The sequence below is a fragment of the Oleiphilus messinensis genome, from assembly GCF_002162375.1.
Lineage (GTDB): Bacteria > Pseudomonadota > Gammaproteobacteria > Pseudomonadales > Oleiphilaceae > Oleiphilus > Oleiphilus messinensis.
The window spans coordinates 1,221,851-1,248,023 of the sequence record NZ_CP021425.1 but is presented as its reverse complement, the minus strand read 5'-3'; the positions used below and the strand labels follow the sequence as shown (position 1 = coordinate 1,248,023).

General features: G+C 48.5%; 19 protein-coding genes. 9 read left to right on the top strand and 10 right to left on the bottom strand.

What is annotated here, in order from left to right; translation table 11 throughout:
- Positions 1 to 22: 22 nt before the first annotated feature.
- Positions 23 to 964 carry a DUF6160 family protein gene (locus tag OLMES_RS05495; RefSeq protein ID WP_087460335.1) on the bottom strand — a complete coding sequence of 314 codons (942 nt, stop codon included), beginning with the start codon at positions 962 to 964 and terminating at the stop codon, positions 23 to 25.
- Positions 965 to 1,391: 427 nt separating this feature from the next.
- Between OLMES_RS05495 and OLMES_RS05490 the strand changes: the two genes are divergently transcribed.
- Both OLMES_RS05490 and OLMES_RS05485 read left to right on the top strand, forming a co-directional pair.
- Positions 1,392 to 2,573, top strand: a complete 1,182-nt coding sequence (locus tag OLMES_RS05490) for an NAD(P)/FAD-dependent oxidoreductase (RefSeq protein WP_087460334.1) — start codon at positions 1,392 to 1,394, stop codon at positions 2,571 to 2,573.
- A 172-nt stretch (positions 2,574 to 2,745) separates the two neighbouring features.
- Positions 2,746 to 3,507, top strand: coding sequence for an SDR family NAD(P)-dependent oxidoreductase (locus OLMES_RS05485; protein WP_087460333.1), 762 nt, complete (start codon positions 2,746 to 2,748; stop codon positions 3,505 to 3,507).
- Between the two features lie 56 nt (positions 3,508 to 3,563).
- Here the strand turns inward: OLMES_RS05485 and OLMES_RS05480 are convergent, their stop codons facing one another.
- Complete coding sequence (locus tag OLMES_RS05480) at positions 3,564 to 4,478, bottom strand: lysophospholipid acyltransferase family protein (protein ID WP_087460332.1); 915 nt, start codon at positions 4,476 to 4,478, stop codon at positions 3,564 to 3,566.
- 124 nt (positions 4,479 to 4,602) lie between these two features.
- Between OLMES_RS05480 and OLMES_RS05475 the strand changes: the two genes are divergently transcribed.
- A complete protein-coding gene (locus OLMES_RS05475) occupies positions 4,603 to 5,988 on the top strand; it encodes a hypothetical protein (protein WP_087460331.1) in 1,386 nt (461 codons plus the stop codon).
- Between the two features lie 4 nt (positions 5,989 to 5,992).
- Here OLMES_RS05475 and OLMES_RS05470 read toward each other — a convergent pair whose 3' ends face one another.
- Positions 5,993 to 7,216: a saccharopine dehydrogenase family protein gene (locus tag OLMES_RS05470; protein ID WP_198343230.1), complete on the bottom strand. Its 1,224-nt coding sequence runs from the start codon at positions 7,214 to 7,216 to the stop codon at positions 5,993 to 5,995.
- 279 nt (positions 7,217 to 7,495) lie between these two features.
- On the opposite strand from OLMES_RS05470, the gene ilvA reads away from it, so the two are divergent.
- The 3 genes from ilvA (at position 7,496) to OLMES_RS05450 (ending at position 11,333) form a co-directional block, all read left to right on the top strand.
- Positions 7,496 to 8,773, top strand: a complete 1,278-nt coding sequence (ilvA, locus tag OLMES_RS05460; RefSeq protein ID WP_087460328.1) for a threonine ammonia-lyase IlvA — start codon at positions 7,496 to 7,498, stop codon at positions 8,771 to 8,773.
- Positions 8,774 to 9,019: 246 nt separating this feature from the next.
- Complete coding sequence (locus OLMES_RS05455; RefSeq protein ID WP_087460327.1) at positions 9,020 to 10,225, top strand: fatty acid desaturase family protein; 1,206 nt, start codon at positions 9,020 to 9,022, stop codon at positions 10,223 to 10,225.
- Entirely contained in the window at positions 10,212 to 11,333 is a 1,122-nt protein-coding gene (locus OLMES_RS05450; protein ID WP_198343229.1) for an FAD-binding oxidoreductase, read from the top strand. Before OLMES_RS05455 ends, OLMES_RS05450 begins: the two co-directional genes overlap by 14 nt.
- A gap of 4 nt (positions 11,334 to 11,337) precedes the next feature.
- On the opposite strand, the gene ylqF is transcribed toward OLMES_RS05450, so the two are convergent.
- Positions 11,338 to 12,276: a ribosome biogenesis GTPase YlqF gene (ylqF, locus tag OLMES_RS05445; RefSeq protein ID WP_087460325.1), complete on the bottom strand. Its 939-nt coding sequence runs from the start codon at positions 12,274 to 12,276 to the stop codon at positions 11,338 to 11,340.
- A 148-nt stretch (positions 12,277 to 12,424) separates the two neighbouring features.
- Between ylqF and OLMES_RS05440 the strand changes: the two genes are divergently transcribed.
- A complete protein-coding gene (locus OLMES_RS05440; RefSeq protein WP_087460324.1) occupies positions 12,425 to 14,605 on the top strand; it encodes a TonB-dependent receptor in 2,181 nt (726 codons plus the stop codon).
- Positions 14,606 to 14,731: 126 nt separating this feature from the next.
- On the opposite strand, the gene OLMES_RS05435 is transcribed toward OLMES_RS05440, so the two are convergent.
- From OLMES_RS05435 to OLMES_RS05415, 5 genes are all read right to left on the bottom strand, one after another.
- On the bottom strand, positions 14,732 to 17,155 hold the full coding sequence (locus OLMES_RS05435) for a YfiR/HmsC family protein (RefSeq protein ID WP_087460323.1): 2,424 nt from the start codon (positions 17,153 to 17,155) through the stop codon (positions 14,732 to 14,734).
- 186 nt (positions 17,156 to 17,341) lie between these two features.
- Positions 17,342 to 19,342, bottom strand: a complete 2,001-nt coding sequence (locus OLMES_RS05430; protein WP_198343228.1) for a DmsC/YnfH family molybdoenzyme membrane anchor subunit — start codon at positions 19,340 to 19,342, stop codon at positions 17,342 to 17,344.
- A gap of 95 nt (positions 19,343 to 19,437) precedes the next feature.
- Positions 19,438 to 21,627 (bottom strand): molybdopterin oxidoreductase family protein, encoded by a 2,190-nt coding sequence (locus OLMES_RS05425; RefSeq protein ID WP_087460322.1) that lies wholly within the window; start codon positions 21,625 to 21,627, stop codon positions 19,438 to 19,440.
- A gap of 256 nt (positions 21,628 to 21,883) precedes the next feature.
- Positions 21,884 to 22,798 carry a DMT family transporter gene (locus OLMES_RS05420; protein WP_198343227.1) on the bottom strand — a complete coding sequence of 305 codons (915 nt, stop codon included), beginning with the start codon at positions 22,796 to 22,798 and terminating at the stop codon, positions 21,884 to 21,886.
- 429 nt (positions 22,799 to 23,227) lie between these two features.
- Entirely contained in the window at positions 23,228 to 23,605 is a 378-nt protein-coding gene (locus OLMES_RS05415) for an Hpt domain-containing protein (RefSeq protein WP_087460320.1), read from the bottom strand.
- A 147-nt stretch (positions 23,606 to 23,752) separates the two neighbouring features.
- Between OLMES_RS05415 and OLMES_RS27925 the strand changes: the two genes are divergently transcribed.
- A complete protein-coding gene (locus OLMES_RS27925; protein ID WP_157678159.1) occupies positions 23,753 to 23,902 on the top strand; it encodes a MerR family DNA-binding transcriptional regulator in 150 nt (49 codons plus the stop codon).
- A complete protein-coding gene (locus OLMES_RS05410) occupies positions 23,902 to 25,557 on the top strand; it encodes an IS200/IS605 family accessory protein TnpB-related protein (protein WP_087460319.1) in 1,656 nt (551 codons plus the stop codon). Before OLMES_RS27925 ends, OLMES_RS05410 begins: the two co-directional genes overlap by 1 nt.
- A gap of 64 nt (positions 25,558 to 25,621) precedes the next feature.
- Here OLMES_RS05410 and OLMES_RS05405 read toward each other — a convergent pair whose 3' ends face one another.
- A complete protein-coding gene (locus OLMES_RS05405) occupies positions 25,622 to 26,164 on the bottom strand; it encodes a hypothetical protein (RefSeq protein ID WP_087460318.1) in 543 nt (180 codons plus the stop codon).
- Positions 26,165 to 26,173: the final 9 nt, after the last annotated feature.

Sequence of the window (26,173 nt, the reverse complement as noted above, 5' to 3'; positions counted from 1 at the left end):
AAGCTCAACGTCTTGGTCAAACTTAGTGACCGTAAATTTCCGTCTGAGCTGTCATGTGAAGGTCGGTAATATACAAATCACCGATCGAAGGAGAGGCCCCCATAGTGATGTTGTTCAAGTCAATATCAGCTTCAAAATTTTGCAAATCAAACGCAAGACCTTGAGTACCACGAGAAACATTCATCTGAACATGCGCCAATGAGTGACCTTCATCCACTGCACCAATAGCAACAACCGTGTCACCACGGCTATTATGAATGGTAAACTCAGTCGATACGTTCATAAATGGAAGGTTTAAAGATCCCTCAGCGTTGAAATATGCAGAGATATTTACACCGTCATCACTATTATGAACCACGATATCCACAGGACCGAGGAAACCGGCCAAATTGAGGTCAGAGATGAGCTCGGTGCCATCAATTTGACCAATCGTTTGATTGGAGTCACCCAACTTAACAGAACCAATCTGTAAACCGTAATCGACAGTCTGAATGCCACCGATCAGATTGATTGATTTGATTGAAATAACCAAATCGCCGTTACCAATAGTTGGGCGCGCATAATTATGATTAGAAATTTGGCTACCAGTTAGTATACCAGCGGCCTGGACGAGATAGTCATTACCAAGTCGAAAACTATCAGGATCCGTAGGATTACCTGGTGTTAAGTCCGCAGCACCGGCTACATCTATTTCCATTCGAATATTATTCAAAATACCGTCACCAGCACCACTTCCAAATGCATCAGTACTACCGGTCAACACCAAATCCTGAATCGCCAAAAAGCCTTCATCTTGATATGCGATCTCACCAATGGATACCTCTGCAGCGTTGATATCAATTGTGATACCCGCCTGACCGGTGGTTGCGCTCAATGCAGAGTCGTCCATTGCGACCAGTTCGGCTTGTGCTGAGGATGCTGCGGTGATTGCAGCCAGTAATGCAACTTTTTTCAGACCTTTCATCTCTTATTCTCCTTGCGGAATACCGTTTTGTGTTTTTTATTTATTCGCTCGCCGGATTGGCGATCCTCTCCAGCAATAACAACATTCGGATTGTCAGCGTGAGTAAAATGCATAAAAACAGAACAGCGTGTTTTGTTTTACCGGAATCAGATTCCGAGCATTGTTTCCTCAAGCCCCTTCCCTAGCGAGGCTTTGCGCAATACCGAATCATTGCTACTGAACGCATTAAGCTGCTTTTGCGAAAATTAGTCATTGTTAAAAAAGGAGCAATTCTTGTTAAAAACGGCAAGTGTGAAATGCAGCGTAACGAGATGTGAACCGATTCATGCTTTTGAGTTGACCGAGCTGACCCTGCTTGTCAATATTTACACCGTCAACATTATGCTTTACTCTATACGGGTCAAGATTCCTGGTCTAACCCAACAAGATGAATACAACACTTGAATTCGACGTTATCGTCATTGGTGCCAGCATCGCCGGCTGCCACCTGGCTACCCTGCTATCCGATCAGGGCTTATCTATTGCACTGGTGGAACGACGGGAATCTCCCGCCAGCTATAAGCGAATGTGCAGCCATCTGCTTCATCCCGGCGCAGTGGAATGTTTACGATCCATGGGGCTTCTGGAAAAGCTGCTCCAAGCCGGTGGCCAACTTACCCGTCTGGACATCGCAATCGCAGCAGGGCCCCGACTCCAATATCCGCCCCGAAAACGATACAGCATGGCAAATATTGAACGTCGACTGATTGATCCGCTAATCCGCGAGCGTGCGATCAATAGTCCGGGCGTGTCCTATTTTCAGGGCTTTACGCTGAATGAACTCCTTCGGAATGAGCACGGCGACATTGCCGGGGTTCGTATTAAAAACAAACAGCAGCAAGTCCTGGGGTTGTCTGCACCATTGACTGTAGGTGCAGATGGCAAGCAATCCAGCCTGGCCAGACTGGCAAATATTCGAAGTATCACCCATTACAATGGGCGCGTTGCCTTGTTCGCCTACTATAATAGCCAGGATACCCGACTTGAGAATCAGCTTGAGAATAGACCACCGGCAAAGCCGAATGCCAGTAAAATCTGGGTGCTCGATAAAGGCCAAACCTACATCGCGGCCTTTCCAAACGGTGCGAAAACGTTGGTGAGTTGCTACCTGACCGAGGATAAAATCGGCGGCAAAGGAACCATAAATCCGAAACAGTCTTACGAACAACAGTTCCTGCACACTGCCGAACAACATGTCAAACAGCACATGTCATTGGGTACACGTCTGACGGCGCCAATAGTTGCCAAGCATACCGATACAGTGTACCGGCCTTACACCATACAGGGCATGGCGTTGATCGGTGATGCGTACCTCAGTGCCGACCCCCTCACGGGTATCGGTTGCAGTTGGGCATTCAGCTCTGCAGAGCTGTTGGCAAAGTGCGTGGCCAAACCGCTAAAGAATCGCACTGCCAACCCGAAAACACTCCATCAGGCTTTACGATGCTACCGCTACCAGCATCGCGTGCGTTATCAACTTCCCGCCTACCTGATGGCGCATGGCTCAACACAAGGCCGTTTGTTCACCCACCCAGCTCTGACGCACCCGGCAGCACTGTTGATGCGCTAGGGCCTCAGCCCCCGCGACGGCCCCCTGCAATCGCCCCCTGAGTGTGGCGTTTCTCGCCTATTTTCGTGGCCGGGAAAATCATTGCATTTCCATCGCCAGTTTACTCAAAATGCCCAATTGAAAAGCGCAGTTGGCGTGAATAACAAAAATTCTCAAATTCAGGAGAAATAGAATGGAATTACAGGGCGTTCCCGTAATTATCACCGGCGGAGCATCAGGACTGGGCGAAGGTGCGGCCCGCGTATTCGCGGCAGCCGGTGCAAAAGTCACCTTACTTGACCTGCAAATCGAAAAAGCCCAGGCTCTTGCAGAAGAGCTTGGCGGTTTGGCCATTTCCTGCAATGTCGCCGATGCCGATAGTGCCGATGCAGCACTGCAACAATCGCTCGAAAAGTTCGGCCCGTGCGGTGTCGCGCTCAACTGCGCCGGTATCGGTACGGCTGGCCGGATACTCGGTAAAGAAGGCCCCATGGATCTGGCGCTGTTCAGCAAAACCATCAACGTCAATCTGATCGGTAGTTTCAACATCCTGCGCCTGGCAGCGGATCAAATGCAACATCGCGCACCGAATGAAGATGGCGAGCGAGGTGTAATCATCAATACCGCCTCCATCGCGGCATTCGAGGGTCAGATCGGCCAGGCGGCTTACTCTGCCTCCAAAGGCGGCGTGGTTGCGATGACCCTGCCGGCAGCACGGGAACTGGCCCGCTTTGGGATTCGCGTGAATACCATTGCACCGGGACTGTTCAAGACCCCTATGATGGAATCCTTCCCGCAAGAGATTCAGGATGCACTTGCAGCCGGACTTCCCTTCCCGTCACGACTTGGCAAGCCGAGTGAATTTGGTGCACTCGCCAAACACATTGCCGAGAACTCGATCATGAATGGTGAGACCATCCGCCTGGATAGCGCAGTCAGACTGCAACCCAAGTAAGCTGAAGAGCTATCCAGCGAAATTGATCCGGATTCCTGTCTGGAATCCGGTATGCCTCAATAAATTGAGGAAGCGCCCTCGGGACGGGTTTTAAATCGTTTATGCATCCAGAGATACTGGTCGGGATATTTTCGGACCCACGTTTCTAAATAGTCATTCCAGGCCTTGGCATCTGCAGCTTCATCCTCACCAAAGCTATCCAATACCGGCGAGAAGCCAATCTCGTATTGCCCGTCAGGATGCCGGATATGGCTGACACACATTACAGTAGCCCCGGTTGTTCGCGCGATATGGCTCGGCATCGTGATACAGCCGGCGTCTACACCAAAAAAAGGAACAAACAACGTACTTTTACGGCCGAAGTCCTGGTCACATGCGTACCATACCGCCCCCCCTTTCTCAATGTGCTCTGCCATTTGTTTTAACTGATACTTGGTGAACGGTGAAATGCCGAAGTGTCGACGACGACCCCGCTCAATCATGTACTCGATTACCGGATTATCATTGGGCCGATAAACATAGCCGGGTTTATCGAGTAAACTGGCAATCAAAGGCAATGCAAAATCAAAAATCGAGTAATGTCCGCCAATTAACAAAACCCCTTTGCCCCTTCGTTTCGCTTCTTCCAGGTTTTCAATACCGGTGATTTTCAAGTTGCGAATGTAGGGGTCGAGATCGCGCCACCAGGCGTGGATAGACTCCAGAAAGCCTCGCCCCGTCGCAATAAACGCAGCCTCAACCAGCTCATCCCGTTCCGCGAGCGATAAATCCGGAAAACAGGCGGCAATATTCTTCTCGGTTACTCGACGTCGGGAACGCATTTTCCGGTAAGCCAAACGGCCTATTTTTGCTCCGAGCTTCTGTTTGGTCGTCATCGGCAATAAAGAGAGACAAAATAGAATAAACACTACAATCCATGTCGGCCAAAGAAACGGATGCCAAAGGGGTTTATCTTTCAATTTCGACGCCATGCACTATCCTCAATCACGCAATCTGTGGGTTTCCATTAGGAGCAGCAGTATAACCAACTTCAACGATTCTCGCATGAGGATCAGCTATACTTTGGCAGGAGAGTGTTTCACACGAAGCCAAACCATGAGAACGACATTTCTTTTACATCAGCGCAAGTCGAACGCCTCAGATCCCGTTCGAACCAAATTGCAGTTGTTTCTGTTCATTCCCCTCATTCTCCTGCCCATGATGACGCTGCCACCAACTCTCGTCGCAGCGAAAGCGTCAGCAAGCCCGGATCGCGAACACCTTCGCTCACTAAAAATCATTGAGGAAGCAGAAACCACACTCCAAAAAGAAAATATCGCCACGGTTGATTTATTCAATCTGCGATTGCTGGGCACGCTGGCATCCACTGATGAATTTATCGATCAACTATACGGCCAGGTATGCGCTCAGAAAAAGACGCTTATCCAAAGCATTGATCAGGCACTGACCGAATTCCCGTTTCGGGACAGAGTATTCAGGATACTGACAGAATTGGCCGACCGTTCTCAACGTGCCGACTATAAAGACAAAGAAAAGCTTCGCCGTAATAAGTGGAGCTATGCCAATTTTCTGCGCTATACCGCCAAACTGGACTGCATTCTTGCCGATGCAAATGCCAGAACCTCATATGGAGACCCGATTGCTCGGGATCAGGCGCTGCTGATTTACGACATGATCAAAGGCTATCGAGACAGTACCGCAAAATACGCTCAACTCAAGCAGTCACTCGAATCCGAAGCCAGAACAGCGATAAGTCAGAAACGGCCCCTGGAACCCGGCAACATTGCCAGCTACGATATTCTGGATATTCAGCTGGGTATGTCTTTTCCTGCCGTAAGGTTGATCAAGCCCGAACTGCATATCAAAAACCCACAGCAAGTATCGCCTGGCAACCCTGGAATTCTGGCAGAATTTCAGGATAGGCAAATTGAAAACCACCCTATCCGGGTCACGCTGGAGTTTCCAACTAAAAGAGAAACCTCCAGAGTCACCTATAACTGCCAGGATATTACCTACCAACTTGAAACTGCGGGCTTTACAGCCAACAATTTATTGAAAATATTTGGCAAGTTATTCAGTAAATACGGATCACCCACTCTGGATCTAACCTACAGCGCACAACCCTTTGACTTGAAAGCCGTACCAGCACGGATTGAGCTAGCCAAAAAGTACCCTGTTCGTTATTGTTGGGGAGACTGCGAGTTCTCAGATCCCCCGTCTTTTTTTGGCCCTTATCCGGCGGGATATCGTATGATGCTGGACTACAGCGCACAGCAGAACCAGCTTCGCCTGAAATTGAACCATACTGAAGCACAGCCTGAGAACGAAGCGAAACTGGAAGATTTCTTCGACTCCGAAGTCGGTCCGGAAGATTGGTTTGAGCACAATCCTGCGCCTGCACCTGATCACTCGAATAGTGAAAGGCAAGACAGCCTTAAGCAACAAGACCACCAGCAAACAAATGAGACGCTGGAATTTTAACGCCCTAAACCCGCTCGAAAGTTAAGCCCGCATGTTTCTCCAGACGCGAGAGCAAGGCTTCGCCAAGCAACGTCGATGGCGTCCAGAATCCACCTTGACGCTCGCCTCCATTTAAATCAAAAGCCAGACACAACCCTGCCTGGGCGAGCATTTTCGCCGTTGAGCCATAGCCCGGATCCCGGTCACCGGTGACTTTTACTTGCAGAGATTGTCCATCACGGGTCGTGCCCTTGAAACGAAGATCATAAAAGCCCTTTTCCTGGGACTCACGGCTCGGGCCCTCTCCAGGCGCTGGAACGACATATTTTTCCAGTAACCAGCGTGTCGGCTTCAAGGCTGCTCCCGCGACAAAACCGCCGAGCCCCAAAGTGACGCCTTGTGCCATTGTCCAGCCTTTTGCCCCTTTTCCAGTAAGCATTGCCTCATCATATTGAAAACCATCAATCTGGCCGTTCAGCGCGTTGGAACGCAGTACCACCCGGGTATTGATAGCGGACATTACAAACGGAGCACTCCAGGCATCAAAATCAGAATCGTAGGTCGCCAGCGTTACATTCTTCTGACGCACTTTAGCGCCCGAATCGGCTGGACAGATCAAATAAGGATTGGCAAGGTCTTTACGTAATGCTGGATCCGCGACGACCTCCTTGGTCACATTGATAATACTGGCAACCGTGCCTCCGGAGAACTCCCCCCGAAGTGCCTTGACTCGCATTTTAACGTTGACACAATCAGCACCGAACTGTGTTTGGGCCTGCTGCTGAAGAAAAAACACCCCCAAGTCAGAGGGGATGGAGTCAAACCCGCAGCAATGCACAATCCGTGCACCTGAAGACTGAGCAGTGCTTTCATAACGATCCAGCATACGCTTGATCCATTGCACTTCGCCAGTGAGATCACAATAGTCTGTGCCAGATTCCGCACAGACTTTGACCAGTGGTTCGCCATATAAGGCATAGGGGCCCACGGTGGAGATAATCACTCTAGCCTGATCACACATGGCCTTCAACGCCATCTCATCGGCAGCATCTGCAACAATAACCGGTAGATTCTCTGCTTTTGTACCCAACTCTTTTTTTAATGTGTCCAGTTTGGACTGAGAGCGACCGGCAATGGCCCAGTTAACGGTGGAGCCTGCTCCCTGAAAATTCACCATATAGCGACACAGAATTTGCCCGACAAAACTGGTCGCACCAAAAATCACAAGATCATACTGACGATTTGACACCGATTCCTCCTGAATAACCCTGCCCAGGGCATGCCCTGGCGCACAAAAAACACCGTTCGTATCATGGAACGTGAAATCTTATTTGACAGCAACCACAAAATACTGAATGATGAACCCTATGAATATTTACGCAAAAGATCAACAGATTATTATGATCATCATCTCCCGGAGCGTGGTGGGTTAATCTGTGTCTTTCAGAATTCGCAAAAACCCGCCAGCTGGCGGGTTTTTTTTTGCCTTATTGTTTTGCTCTAGCTGAATACCAAACGGGATACCACAATGAACGCTGAACCAGCCCTGTCAGTGCAGGATGACACCGTAACACTGACTGCCATACAAGAAGCCGCACAACGGCTCAAAAATATCGCGGTGCGCACACCGCTGTTGAAAAATCACAACCTCAGCGAGCGCTACAACGCAAATATCTACATCAAACGGGAAGACCTGCAGGTGGTGCGTTCATACAAGCTTCGCGGCGCTTACAACAAGATGCGGAGCCTGTCTGATGCAGAACTGGCACGTGGGGTGGTTTGCGCAAGTGCGGGCAATCACGCCCAGGGCGTCGCCTATGCGTGCCGTAAACTGGGTGTTCAGGGAACCATCTTCATGCCGGTTCCAACACCGCAACAGAAAGTGCGGCAAGTGGAAAACTACGGTAAGTCATCGGTAAAAATTGTATTGATTGGTGACACATTCGACGACGCCTATCAGCAGGCACGATTATTCGGCGAACAAAATGAAGCTGCGTTTATTCACCCTTTTGATGACCATAAAGTGATGGAGGGTCAAGGCACCGTTGGACTCGAAATTCTCGAGGATATCGACACTCCGATTGATCTGATGGTAATGCCTGTTGGCGGTGGCGGTTTGGCATCCGGCGTGTCCTCCTGCTTCCGGGCCTTGTCTCCAGCAACCCGGCTCGTGGGGGTTGAACCCAGTGGTGCAGCAGCGATGAAGGCCTCTCTGGAAGCAGGACAAAATCTCACACTGGATGAAATTGACACCTTTGTTGATGGCGCAGCAGTCAGACGGGTCGGGGAAAATACATTCAGAGTCTGTCAACAACTGCTGGACGAAGTCATTGCCGTTCCGGAAGGACAAGTCTGCTCCACAATACTCTCACTCTACAATGAAGAAGCCATTGTTGCAGAACCGGCAGGAGCCCTGAGCATTGCAGCGTTGGAATCGCTCAAGGATCAAATTGAGGGAAAAACCGTCGTTTGTGTTTTGAGCGGTGGCAACAACGACATCACCCGCACCGAGGAGATAAAGGAACGCTCCCTGCTGCACGAGGGGCTTAAGCACTACTTTATTGTCAACTTTCCCCAGCGTGCAGGGGCATTGAAGGAATTTGTGGTGGAGGTGCTCGGACCGGATGACAATATTACCCACTTTGCCTACACCAAGAAGAACAGCCGTGCCCAGGCACCTGCACTAATCGGAATTGAGGTATTAAATCGGGACAACCTGTCAGCGTTGATGACAAATATGGGGCAAAAAAAGCTACAGTACCAGTATTTGAATGAAGAGTCAGATCTATTCCACTATCTGGTGTGAAGCTGGGGGCCGGGATTATCTCTCGTCCTCAACAGATGAGACTGAAATCGTTGCAAGAACGTGCCACATACCGACTTGCAAGTGTTAATAAATAGTAATCCAGATTTACAAAAAATGCCTTGTTATTGGGCCAGATCGAAGGGCAATTTTGCCCGGTTTGTAGTAGACTGTGCGCCATTTTACGGCACATGCTCCACATCGGGGAAAAGCCGCTGGATCAGAGACACTTGTTAGTCGGAATCACACATGACAAATGCGAATAGCCCGACCATAGATTATGGTGCACTTGAAGCTGACTTAAATCAGATCAAACAAAAACACATCGATGACCTGGGAGAGAAAGATGTTCGCTATATCAAGCGACTGCGCCGTTTTTCCCGGATATTTGAAGCCATCGGTCGAGGGATAATCTGGTTCACCCCCGCTCCGATTGCGTTAACTCTTGGCGTTTTTTTTCTGTGGTTACACCGAAATATCGAATCCATCGAAATTGGTCATAACGTATTGCATGGCCAGTATGATTCATTTGAAAATATCCCGCAGTTCCACAGCCGCAACTTTCGCTGGAAAGCCCCGGTGGACGAGAAAGCATGGCGGGAAGAACACAACGGCATACACCATGTCTACACCAATGTATTCGAGCAAGACCCCGACCTGAATCATGGTTTCCTCCGGGTTAATGATCAAACACCTCACAATAAATGGCACTACTTCCAGCTGCCCATTTACTTGCTATTTGTCTACCCGGTCATTCTGTACAATTTCAATTCCCAAAACCTGGGCAAAAATGACGAGTTTCGGGAAAAGCGTTTCCCGTTGGGCAATCAGGGATATGCAACCTATAAAAACCCGGAAAACGAAAGCCCACGAGATCTGCAAAAGCGCCATTGGAAATCTGTCCTGCGGGTCTGGATCAAAGAATATATTGCTTTCCCGGTTATGGCATTGATCACCGGTTATTCATTCTGGAAAGTATTTCTGGCAAACCTGATTGTAGATGCACTTAACAATTACTGGATCGCATTGACCATTCAGGCAACACACCTGACTGAACCCCTGCAACCGGAAGATGCAGTCAAGAACAAGGGACACTGGTATCTGACCCAACTGGACTCATCTGTAAACTTCAAAGGTTCACGCCGGATGTCCATACTATGGGGCCATCTGAACTATCAAATCGAACATCACCTTTACCCGGATGTGCCGTCTCACCGCTATCCGGATATGGCAATCGAAGTCAAGGATATCTGCAAGCGGCACGGTATCGATTACAAACTGAATCCATCCTGGTATCGAGCCATTCGCAATTATATGGGGGTATTCTGGAAGTATTCATTCCCGGGTACAAATGGCAGTGGGAATGGTGCGCGCGGCAATGAACAAAACGTTGCAGGCCATAACGGAACAGTTGCTAATGGACTCATTGGAGGAACCGCTGATGCGAAAGCTTAGTTCACTCCTGGCCCAGGAAAATTTTTCGAGCTTCAGTGCTCTGGCAACCCGTTTTGTGCCAACTGAACTGATTGAATACGTCACAAGCAATACCATGAATGAGGTGACAAGACGCGTTAATCCCTTCCTTTGGACCTACCAGAAGAAAGTCCAGATTGTTGCCATTCACCGGGAAAATCACGCAGTAAAAACCTTCGTATTACGCCCGAATCAGCATATGAACGGCGCGCTGCCAGGCCAGCACCTGAAAATCGAAGTCCCCTCGGCACCGGAACCGTTGACCCGCTATTACAGCATTTCAAGCATCCGGAAAGACGGTACTTTCACGATTACGGTTAAACGTTGCCACGAAGGTGCGGTATCAAACTGGCTGCACAAACATGCCAAAATCGGCACCATACTGAAATGCTCTGATCCTGAAGGTCAGTTTATTTATCAAGGCCAGGAGAAATGTCTGTTCTTGTCCGCCGGGGTTGGTATTACACCCTGCTACTCGATTGTTGACGCCATCCAGAATCAGGATCAAGTTGATATTGAGGTCTATGCAATTTTCAAACGTACAACCGATTTGGTGTATGAACAACAAATGAAGCGCTGGCCGGCACACATCAAACGCCACATCACTGTCGCGAATTCCCTCGACCAGCAATATTACGAAAAGCCCTTTGACCTAACTTCGGGCGCGCTATTGAAAGCCTTTCCTGACATTCATGAAAGAACCGTCTATCTTTGCGGCCCACCACCTTTCATGGACAAAGTTATCAATCTTCTGGAAGAGATCAAATTCAATTTTGATCAACTGAATATCGAACGTTTCAACTTTGTCGCACCGGCCCCTGGCGATGAGCAGGAAAACAGCGATGTCCTCGCTGAAATTCGCTTCAATAAGCTGGGGCAAACCGTCCAGATGACAGAGGCCGATCAAGGTAAAACCCTGCTTGAAATAGCGGAAAATCACGGCATTCATCTGGAGCATGGCTGCCGCTCGGGTATGTGTGGTACCTGTCGAACACAGATTAGCGAAGGCTGTGTTTCCGGCAACCAGATTGGCAAAGTGATTTACCCCTGCACGTGTTATCCTGCGTCCGAGCGAATCACTCTGGAATAGGATTTCATTTTCGCGGTGCGCGGCCACTTTTATTCCGCGCCCCGGCTTTTCTGGCCGCTTTTTTCTCTGCAGCCACCTGTTTTTGAACTTCCAGCTCAGCGCCTTCTCGCGCAACAAGCTCTGGTGTTTCCAATGTAATGCCGCCAAGGGCCCCTTCTCTGAGTTCATTCAGGAACAGGTTTGACACTTTATTCAAATCGGCTAATCCGCCCTTGCGTAAGCACCCCCGACGAGCTGCTATAGCATCCAACAATTCAATTCCTGTCGCCGGCAGGCTGCCCAGTTCATAACGGTTCTGCAGGGCCAGGCCATATTGTTCCAGAAGATACTCAGCCGCAAACAAGGCAACGTCTTCCGCTTCATAGATCGTATTCTTGACCGCCCCAGTTGCGGCTAATCGATACCCCGACGCTTCCGGCTCAAGCTTGGGCCATAAAAAACCCGGAGTATCAAAAAGCGTGATGCTATCTGTGATTTTGATACGTTGCTGTGTTTTAGTTACGGCTGGCTCATTGCCGGTTTTTGCGATCACGCGCCCAGCGAGATTATTGATCAATGTGGACTTGCCTACATTAGGTATACCTAATATGAGGACTCGCAATGGTTTTTCTGCGGTACCACGGGTTGCAACCATGGACTGACAATGTTTCAGAATGTCATTCGTACTTCCAGCCTGCTTCTGAGACAACGCAACCGCTTTTGTCCCAGCCTCCTGGTTTAAATGAGCGAGCCAGTGCCGGGTCGCATCTGGATCTGCCAAATCACTCTTGTTCAGTATTTTCAGCATGGGTTTATCTTCCCTCAGCCCTGGTACCATTGGATTACCACTACTGAAAGGAATGCGCGCATCCAGCAACTCAATCAGGACATCGACTTGGGTCAGCACCTCCCGAATCTCCTTCTTCGCCTTGTGCATGTGCCCCGGATACCAATTGATTGCCATAATACGCCACCGCCAAAATGTTAAAAAGTGACAATTATAAGGTGACCATAGACTTATTGACCACTGTTCATGATTTTTGTTTTGCATAAACAGTTAGCCTTTTCTATATTCAAGTACAACTTCCCGAATCTGGATTCAGAGCAATCGCATGTATGATGCACAAGCAGTATTGAAATCCTGTCTGGCCTTGTCGATAAAAGTCGCGCTTCCGTTGTCCCTCGCCGTGACTTTAAACGCTAAAGCAGAGACATCAGATTCAAGGCGACCAGACTATTTAAATCTATCACTCGGAGACTTATTGAAGGTTGTGGTGACCTCCCAGCGCCGCGAAGAAAATTTGCTCGACGTACCGATATCGATCACCACCTTGACCCAGCAAGACTTGGACGATGCCGGTGTGCACCGCTTGCGAGACACGCAACACCTTGCTCCAAATATGATTGTGACAGGCCCCTACGTAAATGGTCGTCCTGATTTTGTAATCCGGGGTATTCAGTCAACTTTCGACCAGCCCGCGTTCGAATCTTCGGTCAGCATCTATATCGATGGTGTCTATATGGGGCGGGAAACCTCCGCGAACCCGGATCTCATCGACGTCGAACGGGTCGAAATTCTGAGGGGCCCACAGGGCACACTCTATGGCAAAAACTCGATTGCCGGTGCAATCAATCTCGTGACCGCTGAACCCGGCAAGAAATTCAAAAGCAAGGTTGATCTCACTACAGGGGAGTTTGAACGCCGAAGGGTTACGGCGATGCTCAACAGCCCCATAATCGATGATAAGTTGTATATAAAAATACGCGGTTTTGGCCTTCGGGATGAAGGCTACATGTATAACACTTACCGTGATGAGAATGTCAACAACGAAAACTCACGGGGCTTACAGCTGTATGTTCTGTCAACACCTACCGACAAACTCAAAGTTAAAATTACCGCTGACGGTTTGTGGGAAGACCGTGACATATCCTTTGGTGAGGCGATTTTGGTACCTGGGCAACCGGCGCATCCGGGGTATGTATCCGGGGATTTTCAAGTCGCCTTCAATGAACCCGAAACTGAAGACCGAGAAGTTTCCGGCGTAGGCCTGAACATTGACTACGATATTGCAACGCACTACAAGCTAACAACAGTCTTGGGTTACCGCCAATCTGATATCGATGTAACCGGCGATTTTGGCGAATCCCCACTCGACGAAGCCTTTACCGATTTCCATGACGAAATGGAACAGCTAAGTGCCGAAATTCGACTGGCATCACCACAGGAAGACCGGTTTAATTATGTTGCCGGGCTATTCTTCTACGATGCCCGAACCAAGAGTGAGCATAATGCGTTTACAGGTTTAGACCACCCTGCAGGTGTCTCACAAATTTTGAATGACATGGTACTGGATACGACCAGTTACGCTGTGTTTGCAAATTCCAGTTTCAAACTCAGTGAGCGCTGGACACTGATTGCTGGTGGCCGCTATACCATTGAAAAGAAAACCTTCGACTACTCACAATTCCCAGACTTTCCCCTCAACACCATTTATGCAGACGTTAATGGTTTTCATGATGAGATTTCGGAAAAGAATTTTTCACCCGAATTTGGCTTGAAATTCAAAGTTAACGACCAGTTGGCCACTTACCTCAAAGCAAGTCGGGCGTTTAAAAGTGGCGGATGGTCAACCTTGCTGGTCAGCAGCACAGATGACCTGAAATTCGGATCAGAATATGTCACCAACTATGAACTGGGTGTGAAATGGCTGGGACTGAACAACAAACTGCAGCTCAACACGGCCTTGTTCTACATGGACTACAAGGATTTACAGTCCACCACTTACAATGTTGAGACTCAACGCAGCAAGTTTACCAACGTTGCTGCCGCCACCAGCAAGGGTGTAGAGATCGAGTTAAAAGCACGGCCGATTACACCACTGACGCTCTGGACCAGTTTTGGTTATACCGACGCCAGCTATGACGACTTCGAGCGATGTGGGCCTGGAGGCATCAGCTGCAATGGTAATCGACTTATTCGTGCTCCTGAATACACAGGCCGCGTCGCAGCTCAATATCACTACGCGCTCCCGGTCGGCAAGCTTATTCTCCACAGTGAAGCGATCTACCGCGGAGACATGTACTTCTCGGTGACCAATGACCCGGAATCAAAGAATCCCGATTACACCCTGCTAAATGCTTATATTGGTTATCAGTATGATTGGCTTGAAGCCTCAATTTGGGCCCAGAATCTAACAGATGAACGCGTTCTGAACGGCGTCTCCCTTGAAAACTCCTTTATTGTTCCCGGAAATCCGCGAACTGCAGGTTTGCGATTCAAAGTCCGTTTATAGAACCGCTATGCCCCGAAATACTTCGACCCTTTCTGCGGTCGATTTGCCAGTGGATGGGCATATTTCGCTCCATGGGCAGCTTTTCACTTGGGGACCTGGCAGAAAGTTGGCTCATTATGGACAATTTCAATCCTGGTGCGCCACCAGTTTAATATCTGAAACCGCCAGGTGTTCTGCTATTGTGCTGCGCAGCGTATCAAGTTTCACAGGCTTACCCAGATAAGCGTTCATACCACACGTCAAACATTGTGCTGCTGTAACGTCAGTAAGGTTTGCTGTCACCGCAATAACGGGAATGTCACGCTGATAGTCTTTCTTGGCTCGAATTTCCTGAGTACAAGTAAACCCATCCATTACCGGCATCTGTAAATCCATCAGCACCAAACAAACATCATGCAGGCGTAAAAGCTTCAAGGCCTCATCACCATTGTTTGCCAAAATCGAATCAAAGCCTAACTTGGTGAGCATCTTTTGCAGTATTTTTTGATTAACCGGATTATCTTCCACGATCAGAACTGGAAGAGACGTGTCCACGACCTGTTCCGGATCCACCAGCATGGGTGTTCCTTCTTTAACATTGAAACAGACCGTAAATCGACTTCCTTTGTGGCCATCAGACTCTACTTTGATATCCCCCCCAATTTGCAGCAGCAGCTCTTTGCAAATTGATAGGCCGATCCCCAAGCCGCTGTAGTTTCGATCAAATCCTGATTCACGCTGCTGAAACGCATCAAAAATTTTGCCCTGATACTCCACTTCAATTCCAGGCCCGGTATCCTCAACCATACACACTAACTGCCAGGGTTGAACCGATGTGTCGCAACTCGCGATGAACCTGACCTCGCCGTGCTGGGTAAATTTCACTGCATTATCCAGCAATTTCTCAATGACATTCTCGACCTTACGAGAGTCGATCCGCAACCAACCCGGAATTTCCTTCTCAATCCAGATCAGCTTCAAATCTTTAAGTTCACAGCGTTTCTCGATACTGGATTTGACCGACTTGAACATCGTTTGAATATTGACATTCTCCACCTGAACGACCATCTGGTTTGACTGAATTTCGGTGTAATCGAGAATATCCGTAATCAAGCGCATCATTTCCAGAGAACTGCGATCGATCATATCCAGCGCCGTTCGCATACTGTCCATGCTGTCCAGTTCCACCGTCTCAATTGCGCCTTTAATGCCATTCATCGGGGTACGGAGTTCATGATTAATGGCCGTCAAGAAATCATTTTTTAGCTTGAGACTGGATTCATAGGCTTTTATTGAGTCTTTCTGTGCGCTCACCAGCTGCTCCTCAATTTCAAGCAACTTCCGTTCGCGTTTAAGCGCCGCTTTCTGCTTCAGAATTATGGCAATAGATACACACAATAATGCGATGAGCGCAATTACGATGACATTTCGCTGAGATGTAATAGTATGACTTTGATCTTCAACCTGTTGACTGGTTTGCTTGAGCAAGCCCTCTTTTTGTTCGATATTTTTTTGTAAGGCCTGTAAAATACCAACATTTTTTTCAATGCTTTTTTCAAGCTGTCTAACTTCCAGCTCTTTGATTTTCAGAGCTTTATCTCGTTCGGACAGATTACGCTTGCTACTACCCAGTTCATCCTCGACATGCTGCAGAGCGATCTCTTTAATTTCCAGCTCAGTATTTTTTTCCAGCACCAATTCTTCAGCTGCACTCAACTCGCGGGCTTTGTTGCGGAGCGCGCTATTCTTTTGTTGCAGGTCGGCTTCAGCCTGCGTCAACATGGCCTGGCGCTGTTGCAACTGGTTTGCTTTTTGAGACAACAATGCATTAGCCGAATCGATATCTTTCTTGTAACGCTCTATTTCTGCTTTCTGCCCGATGATATCCAGCTCTTGCCTGTTTATCTCTTCGATATGAAGTGCCAGCTCTTTTTTCTGCGCTTGTAACTGATCTTTTATCTTACGGAGCGAATATTCAATTTCCTTGTACAACGTAGCCACTTCGATTTCCGTTCCACCATAAAGCAAAACATCGTTCGATATCGTTAAACCTTCGTAAACGATATTGCTCTTGTTCACTTCAAAAGATAAATGCTTGTTATCATGGTATGTGAAATTAATCATCACCAGATTTTTATTGATCGCGCCATCAGATATGACCAAGGTGCCGGTTTTAACCAGATACGATGAAATGTCTTCCAAGTGCACCGTTTCTTCTTTTGAAACGATAACGACCTGCATGGGACGCGCCTGAAGAATAGAGTCTACCCGGTGTAACGTTATGGCTTTACCACGAACACTAAGGCTACCAACGACACTCTGAAACTCATCAAACAATGCCTCGTCCCGTCCATAAAACCCCACTCGAATCGTATCGAGACGGGCTTCCTCGGGCCACGTTGTGTGTTCAATAAAGCGATAGATAAATGCCGTTTTTGTTTCGACTTCAGATAATGTTTCTTTTGCACCTGCACCGATAGATAAAATCAATAGCATCCAGAACATGACGATTTGCATAATCGACAGGCTCTGCAGGCGGGCGGGTAAAATAAAAGTAGTCGGTATTTGCATGAAATCAGGCCGGATTGATAGCGATGGGAACCATACTGCACGCTATTCGTTACGTGAGTCTTTTTTCGAACCAATACCCACAAATAATAGCCGAAATACCAACAATCTGCATAACTCTGTTACAAAGAAAAAGCCGATACGGATATCATCCGTATCGGCTTTGAGAGCAATCAAAAAGGCGCTTAATCAATGAACATTTGCGACCACACCAACTTGGGGCATGTCCGCCAGACCAACATCCCGGGCATGCTCTTCGAACCCTTTGTTTTTCCAGAAGAATGCACCAGGCATTGTGGTCGGTATTACAAGTACATAAAACAATGCCCGCCCAATCAGTAAGGCCACTACGGCACACATTGCCAACAGAACAAAAGCCGCTGCTGCCAAAGCACTCTCCCAACCAGTCATCGCAATTAGAGCCATTCCGGAGGCGGCAACAGCCATCAGCACGTTGCGTAACCAGTAGGTTTTACCAAAAGTTGTGCATTGGACATAGTGTGATGCAGCACCCTCACCCGATTCCGTGTTCAAATAAGCCGCATGGCGCCACAAACCAACACCCTCAGCAACCAGCCCCAAACAGGTTACGGCGGCACAAGCCGTAAGTACCCCATTGATTTCCTCGCCCTGCCAGGCCATCGGCAACACAACAAAAAGCGCAACCAGAACGCCACCCAGACTGAACATGGTGCCAAAAAATGATGTCAGCACCTGCCAATGGTTCCAGAACGGACGGGCCGGTATGCGGTAGATACAGTGCATAAAATACAGGCCAACCAGACCGGAGACCAGTGCGACGAAAGCAGAAACACCGGTGCCGAAGGCAAAGAGCCCCCAATCCAGCCAACTGTGCATCAACTCAAAAAAGGTATATCCCGCCAGTCCCGCAAAAAACACAGCGATACCCAGTGCTTCACGACTGAGTGGAGAATAGCGGAGGTTATTGAAACCACGGTAAAAACGGAGCGGTTTGCCCAAGTGCAAGGTCGAAAGAACAAGCACTGCGGCTTGCAACACAACCATTGTAAACAATAGCGGTAGCCAACTGCCGCTTTCCGAAACTGCCGAGAAGCTCTCAAAACCAAACCAGGGTGCGACAGCCCCGATCAGAAATGCGCCAATAATACCTTGCGTCACCAGTGTAAAAATCACCAATGGGTTCTCGCGAGAGCTCAAGCGCTTGATATTCCAGAATGTATCTTTGCCTTCTTTTTCATCTACGACAGAGCGAAAATCACCATCCTCGGTTTTGTGATATTTGATCGGCATCGAATCAGTACGTACCACTTCGTTCGGCATGGAATTTTTTTGTTGGAAGCGAATGTTTGGATGAGTAATGTCCGGGGTTGGAAAACCAGGAATAGCCGCCTTCACCTGTTCACGATTTTCCGGTGTGTTCTCGATCACGCCAAAGTTCAGAGCATTCCCCAAACAAGCCGAGACACACGCCGGTTTAAGGCCAACCTCTAATCGGTCAACACACATATTACACTTGGAAACCTGGCCTTTTACCGGGTCGAGTTGAGGGGCATTATAGGGGCAAACCCAAGTACAATATCCGCACCCGAAACAGGTATCCGGATCCTGCAGCACCGCACCGTATTCCGTATGTTTGGTATACGCTTTGGTCGGACACCCCTTAAGACATACCGGGTTATCACAGTGATTACAAGCCATGGAAATATTCATCCGCTTGTAATCCGGATAACTCCCCCCCTCAACATAGCCAACCGAGCGGAACGCGATATGGGCTGGGTTTTCATTCTTTTCACTACAGGCCGCTTCACAAGCATGGCAACCAATACAGTTGTCTGCGGTGAAATGGAAACCATGTTGTTTATTCCGGTTGGGGTTCTCCCCAATTACCGGGTTTTCGTTGATAAACATGGGTTTGCCCGACGGTTGCCGAGTCAAATCCAGCAAGTCGATTTTTTGCCCGTAACGATTTTCAGATTTGGTTTCCGTATCATTGAGCAGCGCGTAACGGGGCTCATGCTCACGTTTTTCGAAAATACGCCGCGGCGTTGCATCGAGGCCCGTGTCATCTCTGCCAATTTGATCAAGCCGACTCCTTACCTTGGGCCAGATTCCGGCAATACCAGAATACTCCGGCTGTTCAGGCGTCCACTCACCAACCGCTGGGGTTGATTGTTTTGAATCTTGTTTGTCCAATTTGCTGTCCATCATTCACTCTCATTCAGTCAGCGTTGAATTCGTTTCGAATTAAGGGCTTTCGGGCGTTTTTACGTGAGCCCGAATACCTGTTTCACTCATCCGGGTCTCTAGAATGTTCGGCGCTCTCTGTTCAACTGCGCGGCCAATCCCTGATCAATCGGTTCTACGCGCACCGCACACTGCTTGAATGCCGGTTGACGGGAATGGGGATCCAATAAGCCAAGCGACACGCGGTTGACACAGTCGTGAAAATGAAACGGAATGAAAACCATGTTTCGGGGAACCCGTTGCGTTAACTGCACCATCACGACCGAATCACCGCGTCGGGACACCAGCCGAACATAGGATTGATGCTTAACCCCCAAATCACGGGCAGCATCAGGATTCATTTCCATGTAGGGTGTTGGACTGAATTTATTACAGTTGCCAATCTTTCCGGTTCGGGTTCGGGTGTGGAAATGCTCTACAACGCGGCCACTATTGAGCCAGAACGGATAATCATCATCGGGGCATTCATTATTGTTAATAAATGGCAATGCGATCAGATTAGCTTTACCGGTTGCGGTTTGGTAAACACCATCGGCATAAAGTCGTGGATCGCCTTTCAAGCCATCATCCGAATCACGATAAGGCCACTGAATACCGCGTGCTGCTTCAATTTTGTCATGATCCATCCCGGAGATGTTCAGCGTTCGGCCTTCGCCTTTCGAAAGCTCCGTCATTTCCACAAAGGCTTCCGCGGGCGATTGTGCAAACGTCATATTGGCTGAATTGGGGAATCGTTTCGCCAACTCTGTAAAAATCCAGAAATCCGCTTTCGACTGTGCTTTGGGCTGAACGACTTGTCGCACAATGTTAACTCGGCGCTCGGTGTTGGTGAACACACCTTCTTTTTCGGCCCAGACTGCCGCTGGCAGGTACATATGAGCGTATTGTGTGCTTTCAACATCCTGATATGCGTCCTGGACAACCAGAAAATCAAGTTTTTCCAGGGTTTTACGAATTCGCGAACTTTGAGGCATTGACGTCATCGGATTCGTTGCCACCAACCAGAGTCCCTTGATCTGTCCGGTTTCTATGGCCGGGAAAATATCGGTCATGAACATGCCACGTTTTTCGGGGAAGAAGTCTTCATCGACACCCCAGAATTCCGAAATCTGTTTCCTGTGGGCCGGATTTTCCAGAGCTCGATAGCCCGGCAATCCGGAACAGGATGACCACTCCCGGGTTCCCATAGCGTTACACTGTCCGGTAATCGAAAGGCTGGTTCCTCCTGGCTTACCGATGTTCCCGGTTACCAGATTCAAGTTGTTTATTCCAACAACCCCATCAGAACCATGAGTGCTCTGATTGATCCCCATCGTCCAGATACTCATTGCCGCAGGTGCTTTAGCATACAAGCGAGCTACGTTACGAATGGTATCTTCATCAATACCACAAATTTTTGATGCCGTTACCGGATCATACTGTTTGACCAACTCTTCTACTGCTTCGATACCCTGCGTGTGTTTCTCAATGTAATCCCGGTCTTCCAGACCTTCCGCCAGGATTACGTGCATCAAGCTGTTAAGTAACACTAAATCTGTACCCGGTGTAATCGGTAGGTGCATATCGGCAAACTGAGCCAGCATCGTCACCCGTGGATCAACTACAATCAGCGGAAACTTGCGTTTCTCCAGCGCTTCTTTCAATCGCCAATAAATAATCGGGTGTTGCTCGGGCAGATTGGAGCCCCAGGCGATAAGGCAATGTGTATGCTCAAAGTCATCATAACAACCCGGCGGACCATCTGATCCAAATGAACGTTTGTAACCCGAAACGGCAGAAGCCATACACAACGTGGTATTGCCGTCATAATTATTGGTGCCAATGCAGCCACGCACCAGCTTGCCAAGCGTGTAGAACTCTTCTGTCAATATTTGACCGGTTGAAACCACAGCAAAAGAATCCCGGCCATAGGTTTCCTGAATTCGGGTAATTTCACTCGCCATTTTATCCAGCGCAGAGTCCCAGGATGTCTGACGCCAGCTATCATAGGGTTTATCACGAACCAGCGGCACTTCTCCCCGACCGGCGGCTTCGAACAGCTCATGCTCAAAAATACCTTTTATACACAGCTTGCCACGATTCACATCTGCCTCGGCGTGACCTCGGGTTGCAACGGGTTTTCCAGCCTCGTTCAAGCCTACCTCAATGGAACACCCTGTAGAGCAGTAGCCGCATGTGGTGTACTTCCATTCAGCGACGTGCTTATCCACAATTTTGATGGGTTTTCGGTCTTTACGCCCAAATAACATATTGCGCTCTCCGTTGGTCGAAAAGAATGCACCATTTTAGAGCCAATCTCGACCCTTAAACTGCTTAACACTGGTGCACACAATTTCTAAAATCACAGCTTTGTGCACCAGTCTTGTGCATTCAATTTCTTAACAGTTTGATTTAATTAACAAATAAATTTATTACTCCAATAACAGCAATATTCAGGCCATTCATCAAACAACTTATTTGAGCACGAAGGGCGAGCATCAATATTCACTCTAACGGGAAACCAAGCTATTTCCGCGTGACTGAGCAGGCAAATCCCTGCGATTGGAAACGCCTGCGGATCGCTTCACGCCAGACATAAAGAACCAATCCGGAGAGCACCACAAATGCCCCCCAATAAACCCTGCCCGGCAATATCTCTGCATTGAGCATCGCCCCCAACATCAGAGCAAACAGCGGGGTAACCACCGTAACCAGTGCCACGGTCGATGCATGTAAGCGCTGCAAGATAAAGTAATAGGACACGAACCCTAAAAGCGATCCAAATAATGCCAGGAAGATCACGGCCCAAGGCGATTTGCTGGACCAATCAAGAACTGGCATTTGACCATCCAGAGTCCACCACGCGATTAAAAACAGCGGCATCGACACCCAAAGCGCACCCACTGTAATCGCAAGTGGATGCATGCCACGCGCCTTGTGCTGCGTTAACACACCACTCAAACTAAAACAACATACCGCTCCGAATAACTGATATATACCGATACCGTATTCTAAATCCGATCCGGAGCCCCCCAAGAACACAACGAAAATCCCGGTTAATGCCAGAACCATGGCCAACCAGCCGATAATATTGATAGATCGATCCTTGAAAATGATGAAAGAGAGCATACCCGACAACATTGGCGACATGGCATAACACACGGATAGCACACCCGACGGAACGGTTTGCGCCGCCAGATAAGTCAACACGGTACCACCAAAAACACCAAGCGTTGACAACATATACGCTTTCAATGCAGACCCACTCCAGGACTGTTTAAGTGAGAACAAACGCATCAGTAGCGACCCGAGCAAAGCTGCAATACCCATCCGGATTCCGACCGCCGCAATCGGAGTCAGTGTTGCATTGCTCCATACAATGGCCAGTGGTGTAAAAGACCAAATACAAACAACGAGGGCATAAGCTGCCGAAACGGGCATGGTCATCTCCTTAAGGTTTACTCTGCCTGTAAATAATTCCGACTACGTTTGGCGGAAGCAGTACTGAAACAACGCTGAGGCTGACAATCAATGAGATGAGAGGTGAAAGAGAATAACCAGAAACATATCATGAATGAAAAGCCATCGAGCAGATTGCGGCTTTCCGATGAAGAAGAGGGAGGTTAATAAAGACTGAAACCGGATTGGTTTCAACCGGGAGCACAGTGTAATGCCTTTCAGGCCCTGGATCGAGACTGTGTTCCGAAAACCGCTTCAACATCATCTTCCGCAGGCGAAATGCGCCAACAGACTGGCCGCCGCATCACTGCGGACAGCCGCTGCCGTTTCCGGCAGGAGATAATATTGATTACGGTATGTGATTTCATAACGGCAATATTGAGGCTGGTAGCCCGGAATGTCAATATGGCCCTATGCCAAATCTGCATTTGAGAGGTAATCATTAAAACATGCAAGCAAAGGCGGGAAAGCCACACTCAATTCTTGGCCGAGCACTTGAATTTGTGGATCAACAGGACTGTCTCGAGTCGCCGCCTCAATCCGGGCGCAAATATCCTGCACCTGAACCGCCCCCACATTTGCGGCCGCACCTTTAATACCATGGGCCAGGGCACAAATGTTTTCATAATCGGGAGAATCTGATGGCGGAGCCGCGATAGCCCCAAGTAGTTCATCATATTGTTCAGGGATCGATTCACAAAATGCGGTTATCAATTTGAACAGCAATTTTTCCCGGCCACGAATCCTGGCCAAGGCGCCTTCACGATCCCAGATTTCCGAGTTTGCCATATATTCACCCTCTTAGTCTTCCATACTCTTGAATCCTGATCTTAAGCGTAGGCCAAGGGCTTTAACAGTCAACGAAATACTTGACTAAACCCACTCATATACAGTAGCTTGTACAGTATTGTTTTTTCATGGATGGAGGTGATGATCATGGCTGAATTTCTATCGATAGGCGCTGCCGCTTTTCTGCTGGGTGTGGCCGTTTCCACCCTTCGTCGCTGGGAAAAAGAATCACGATTTTTCTCAGATTTCCGTACGCTTGGTGGCCATCGTCGTAAAAATCAACGAGCCATCGCCTAGTGAATACGCCAACGAAAACACTCACCTTTGAAACCCGGCTTGATTTGAATCATGAGCAGGATGCGGCATTGTGTCAATATGCCGAGCTGTGGAATCAAGTGAAGTTTCGTTGGTTTGCTAACTTACAAAAGCCTAAAGCCCAGCAATTGAATCGTACCCAGTTTATGCATGAAATGGGGATGCCGTTCAGCTATCGGGTGTTTCAAGGCGTCCAGCAAAGCATTAAAGGCTTAATCCAGTCTTACCAAACCAATCGAAACAACCGATTGGTGACGCTGGACGTTAAAATCAAACAGCTGGAGAAAACGCTCAACAAGCTAAAGCAGCGCTGTGATCATGTTGCAGAGAAAGGCTGCCCGCAACAGGCAAAACAACTTCGCAACAGGCTGCGACAGAAGCAAGTGAAACTGCATCGTTGGCAGCAAAAGCAGGCCGCCTTGGTGGCCGAAAAACAGGAAAACAAAACACCGATTTGTTTTGGTGGTCGAAAGCTGCTGAAAGAGCGACAAACACTAAAATCCAATGAAGGGATCAGGGATTGGCAATGTCGCTGGCACGAAGCGCGACACCGTGAATTTCTATTAGTGGGTTCTCATGATGAATCCTGGGGCTGTCAAAATGCCCAGCTATCGCCCAGTGAGCAAGAAGATGCTTACCAACTAAAACTCCTGGTGCCCCATCAATTACGCGCCACGTTCGGCACGACCATTAATATTGATCGCCTGCAATTCAAGCATGGTAAGGCGGCTATTGCCCAAGCCGTTTGGCAGAATCAGGTTAAAAAACACGATAAATCAATCAAAGGGCAATCCCTGAGCTTTCGATTTAAGCGAGACAAAAAAGGTTGGCGGTTACTCGTTAGCGTGGAAGTGGCAGGTCCAACAGAGCAAGCAGTGTGGATCGATGCTGATCAAGGTGTCATTGGTGTGGATGTCAACCCGGATCACTTAGCGGTCGTCGAGCTGGATCGAAACGGTAACCCACTGCAACACCGAACGTTTGACTTACCGTTACACTATAAGAATGATGCTCAACGGGCGGCCATTGTTGGGGATGCCGTACGAGACCTGATGGACTTTGCCGCACAGCAAAGTAAAGCGGTGGTGATCGAAAAGCTGGATTTTCAGCAAAAGAAACGGCAGTACCAAAAGCAGGATCATCCTCAGTATGCCCGGATGTTGAATGCCTTTGCTTACGGTAAGGTCAAGGACTTGATTGAAACGCAAAGCATAAAGCGCGGCATACGCCTTTATCACGTCAATCCGGCTTATACCTCATTATTGGGGCGGATGAAGTATCGCGATCGACACGGTTTTTCAGATCACCACGCGGCCGCGTTAGTGATTGGTCGTCGGCATTATGGCTTTAAAGAAAAGCCGCCAAAACAACTCATTGGTATTAACGCGAAGGGTATCGTTAAGACCGATCATCCGCCTGTAAGGATGGCGCTCGGGGATTATCAGTATTACAACAAACTTCAGCGTTGGTACCGACCACTCGAAAAATCAATAGATTTTCTGAGTGGCTGGCGTCACTTTCGTCGTGTGAATCGGGTTAGTTACTCCGTCGAGGCTCGCCTTGATGGTAGACCGGGCATGAGTCCCGACTTGATTCAGGAAAGCACTCCAGTGTTTTCCGCGCACCCTGCGCTGTAGGGATAGGCTTGTTTAAACCATGAGTAGGTTTAAGCAGGTTTATGAAAACGGTGGACTGCGTCAATTACATAATGCCTAACTGGAGATGTGCAGCGACATAACCGTCTTGACCCGCCAAAGTAATCAGAGTCCGTCCTTCTCCAGTCACTTTATAGCCTTTTGCGATGGCCATCGTTACGAGCTTCTTCCAGAACCGGGGTAAATCTTTGTGAGATCCCTTAAACTCGGTGGCCAGGCATTTGAACGGCTTTGTCTCCTTATAAAGGAAAGACCCGACAGGTTGAGCCTCCTGATCCACTGGCCAGCCAATCTGAGCCGTTATTTTTTCCGGATCAAATGATGACACATTCTCAAAAATGTAAGTAAAAGGGCCATCCAGCACTGTGGAGGTTTTGGTGGCAATGGCAAACGCCGTTTTCTGGGCAATTTCATCGCCTTGTTTATGCATATCCTTGCCCGATAACTGGTATTCCCCGTAAAAGAACTTTATTGGCTTTACCGTCTTTTCCACCATCGAAAACTCCACGGCAGTCTCTGCGACAGCAGCATGGGAAACAAGATAAAACGTAAACAGCAAAAATGCCGAAATATAACTCAGCGTCTTCATAACAACTCT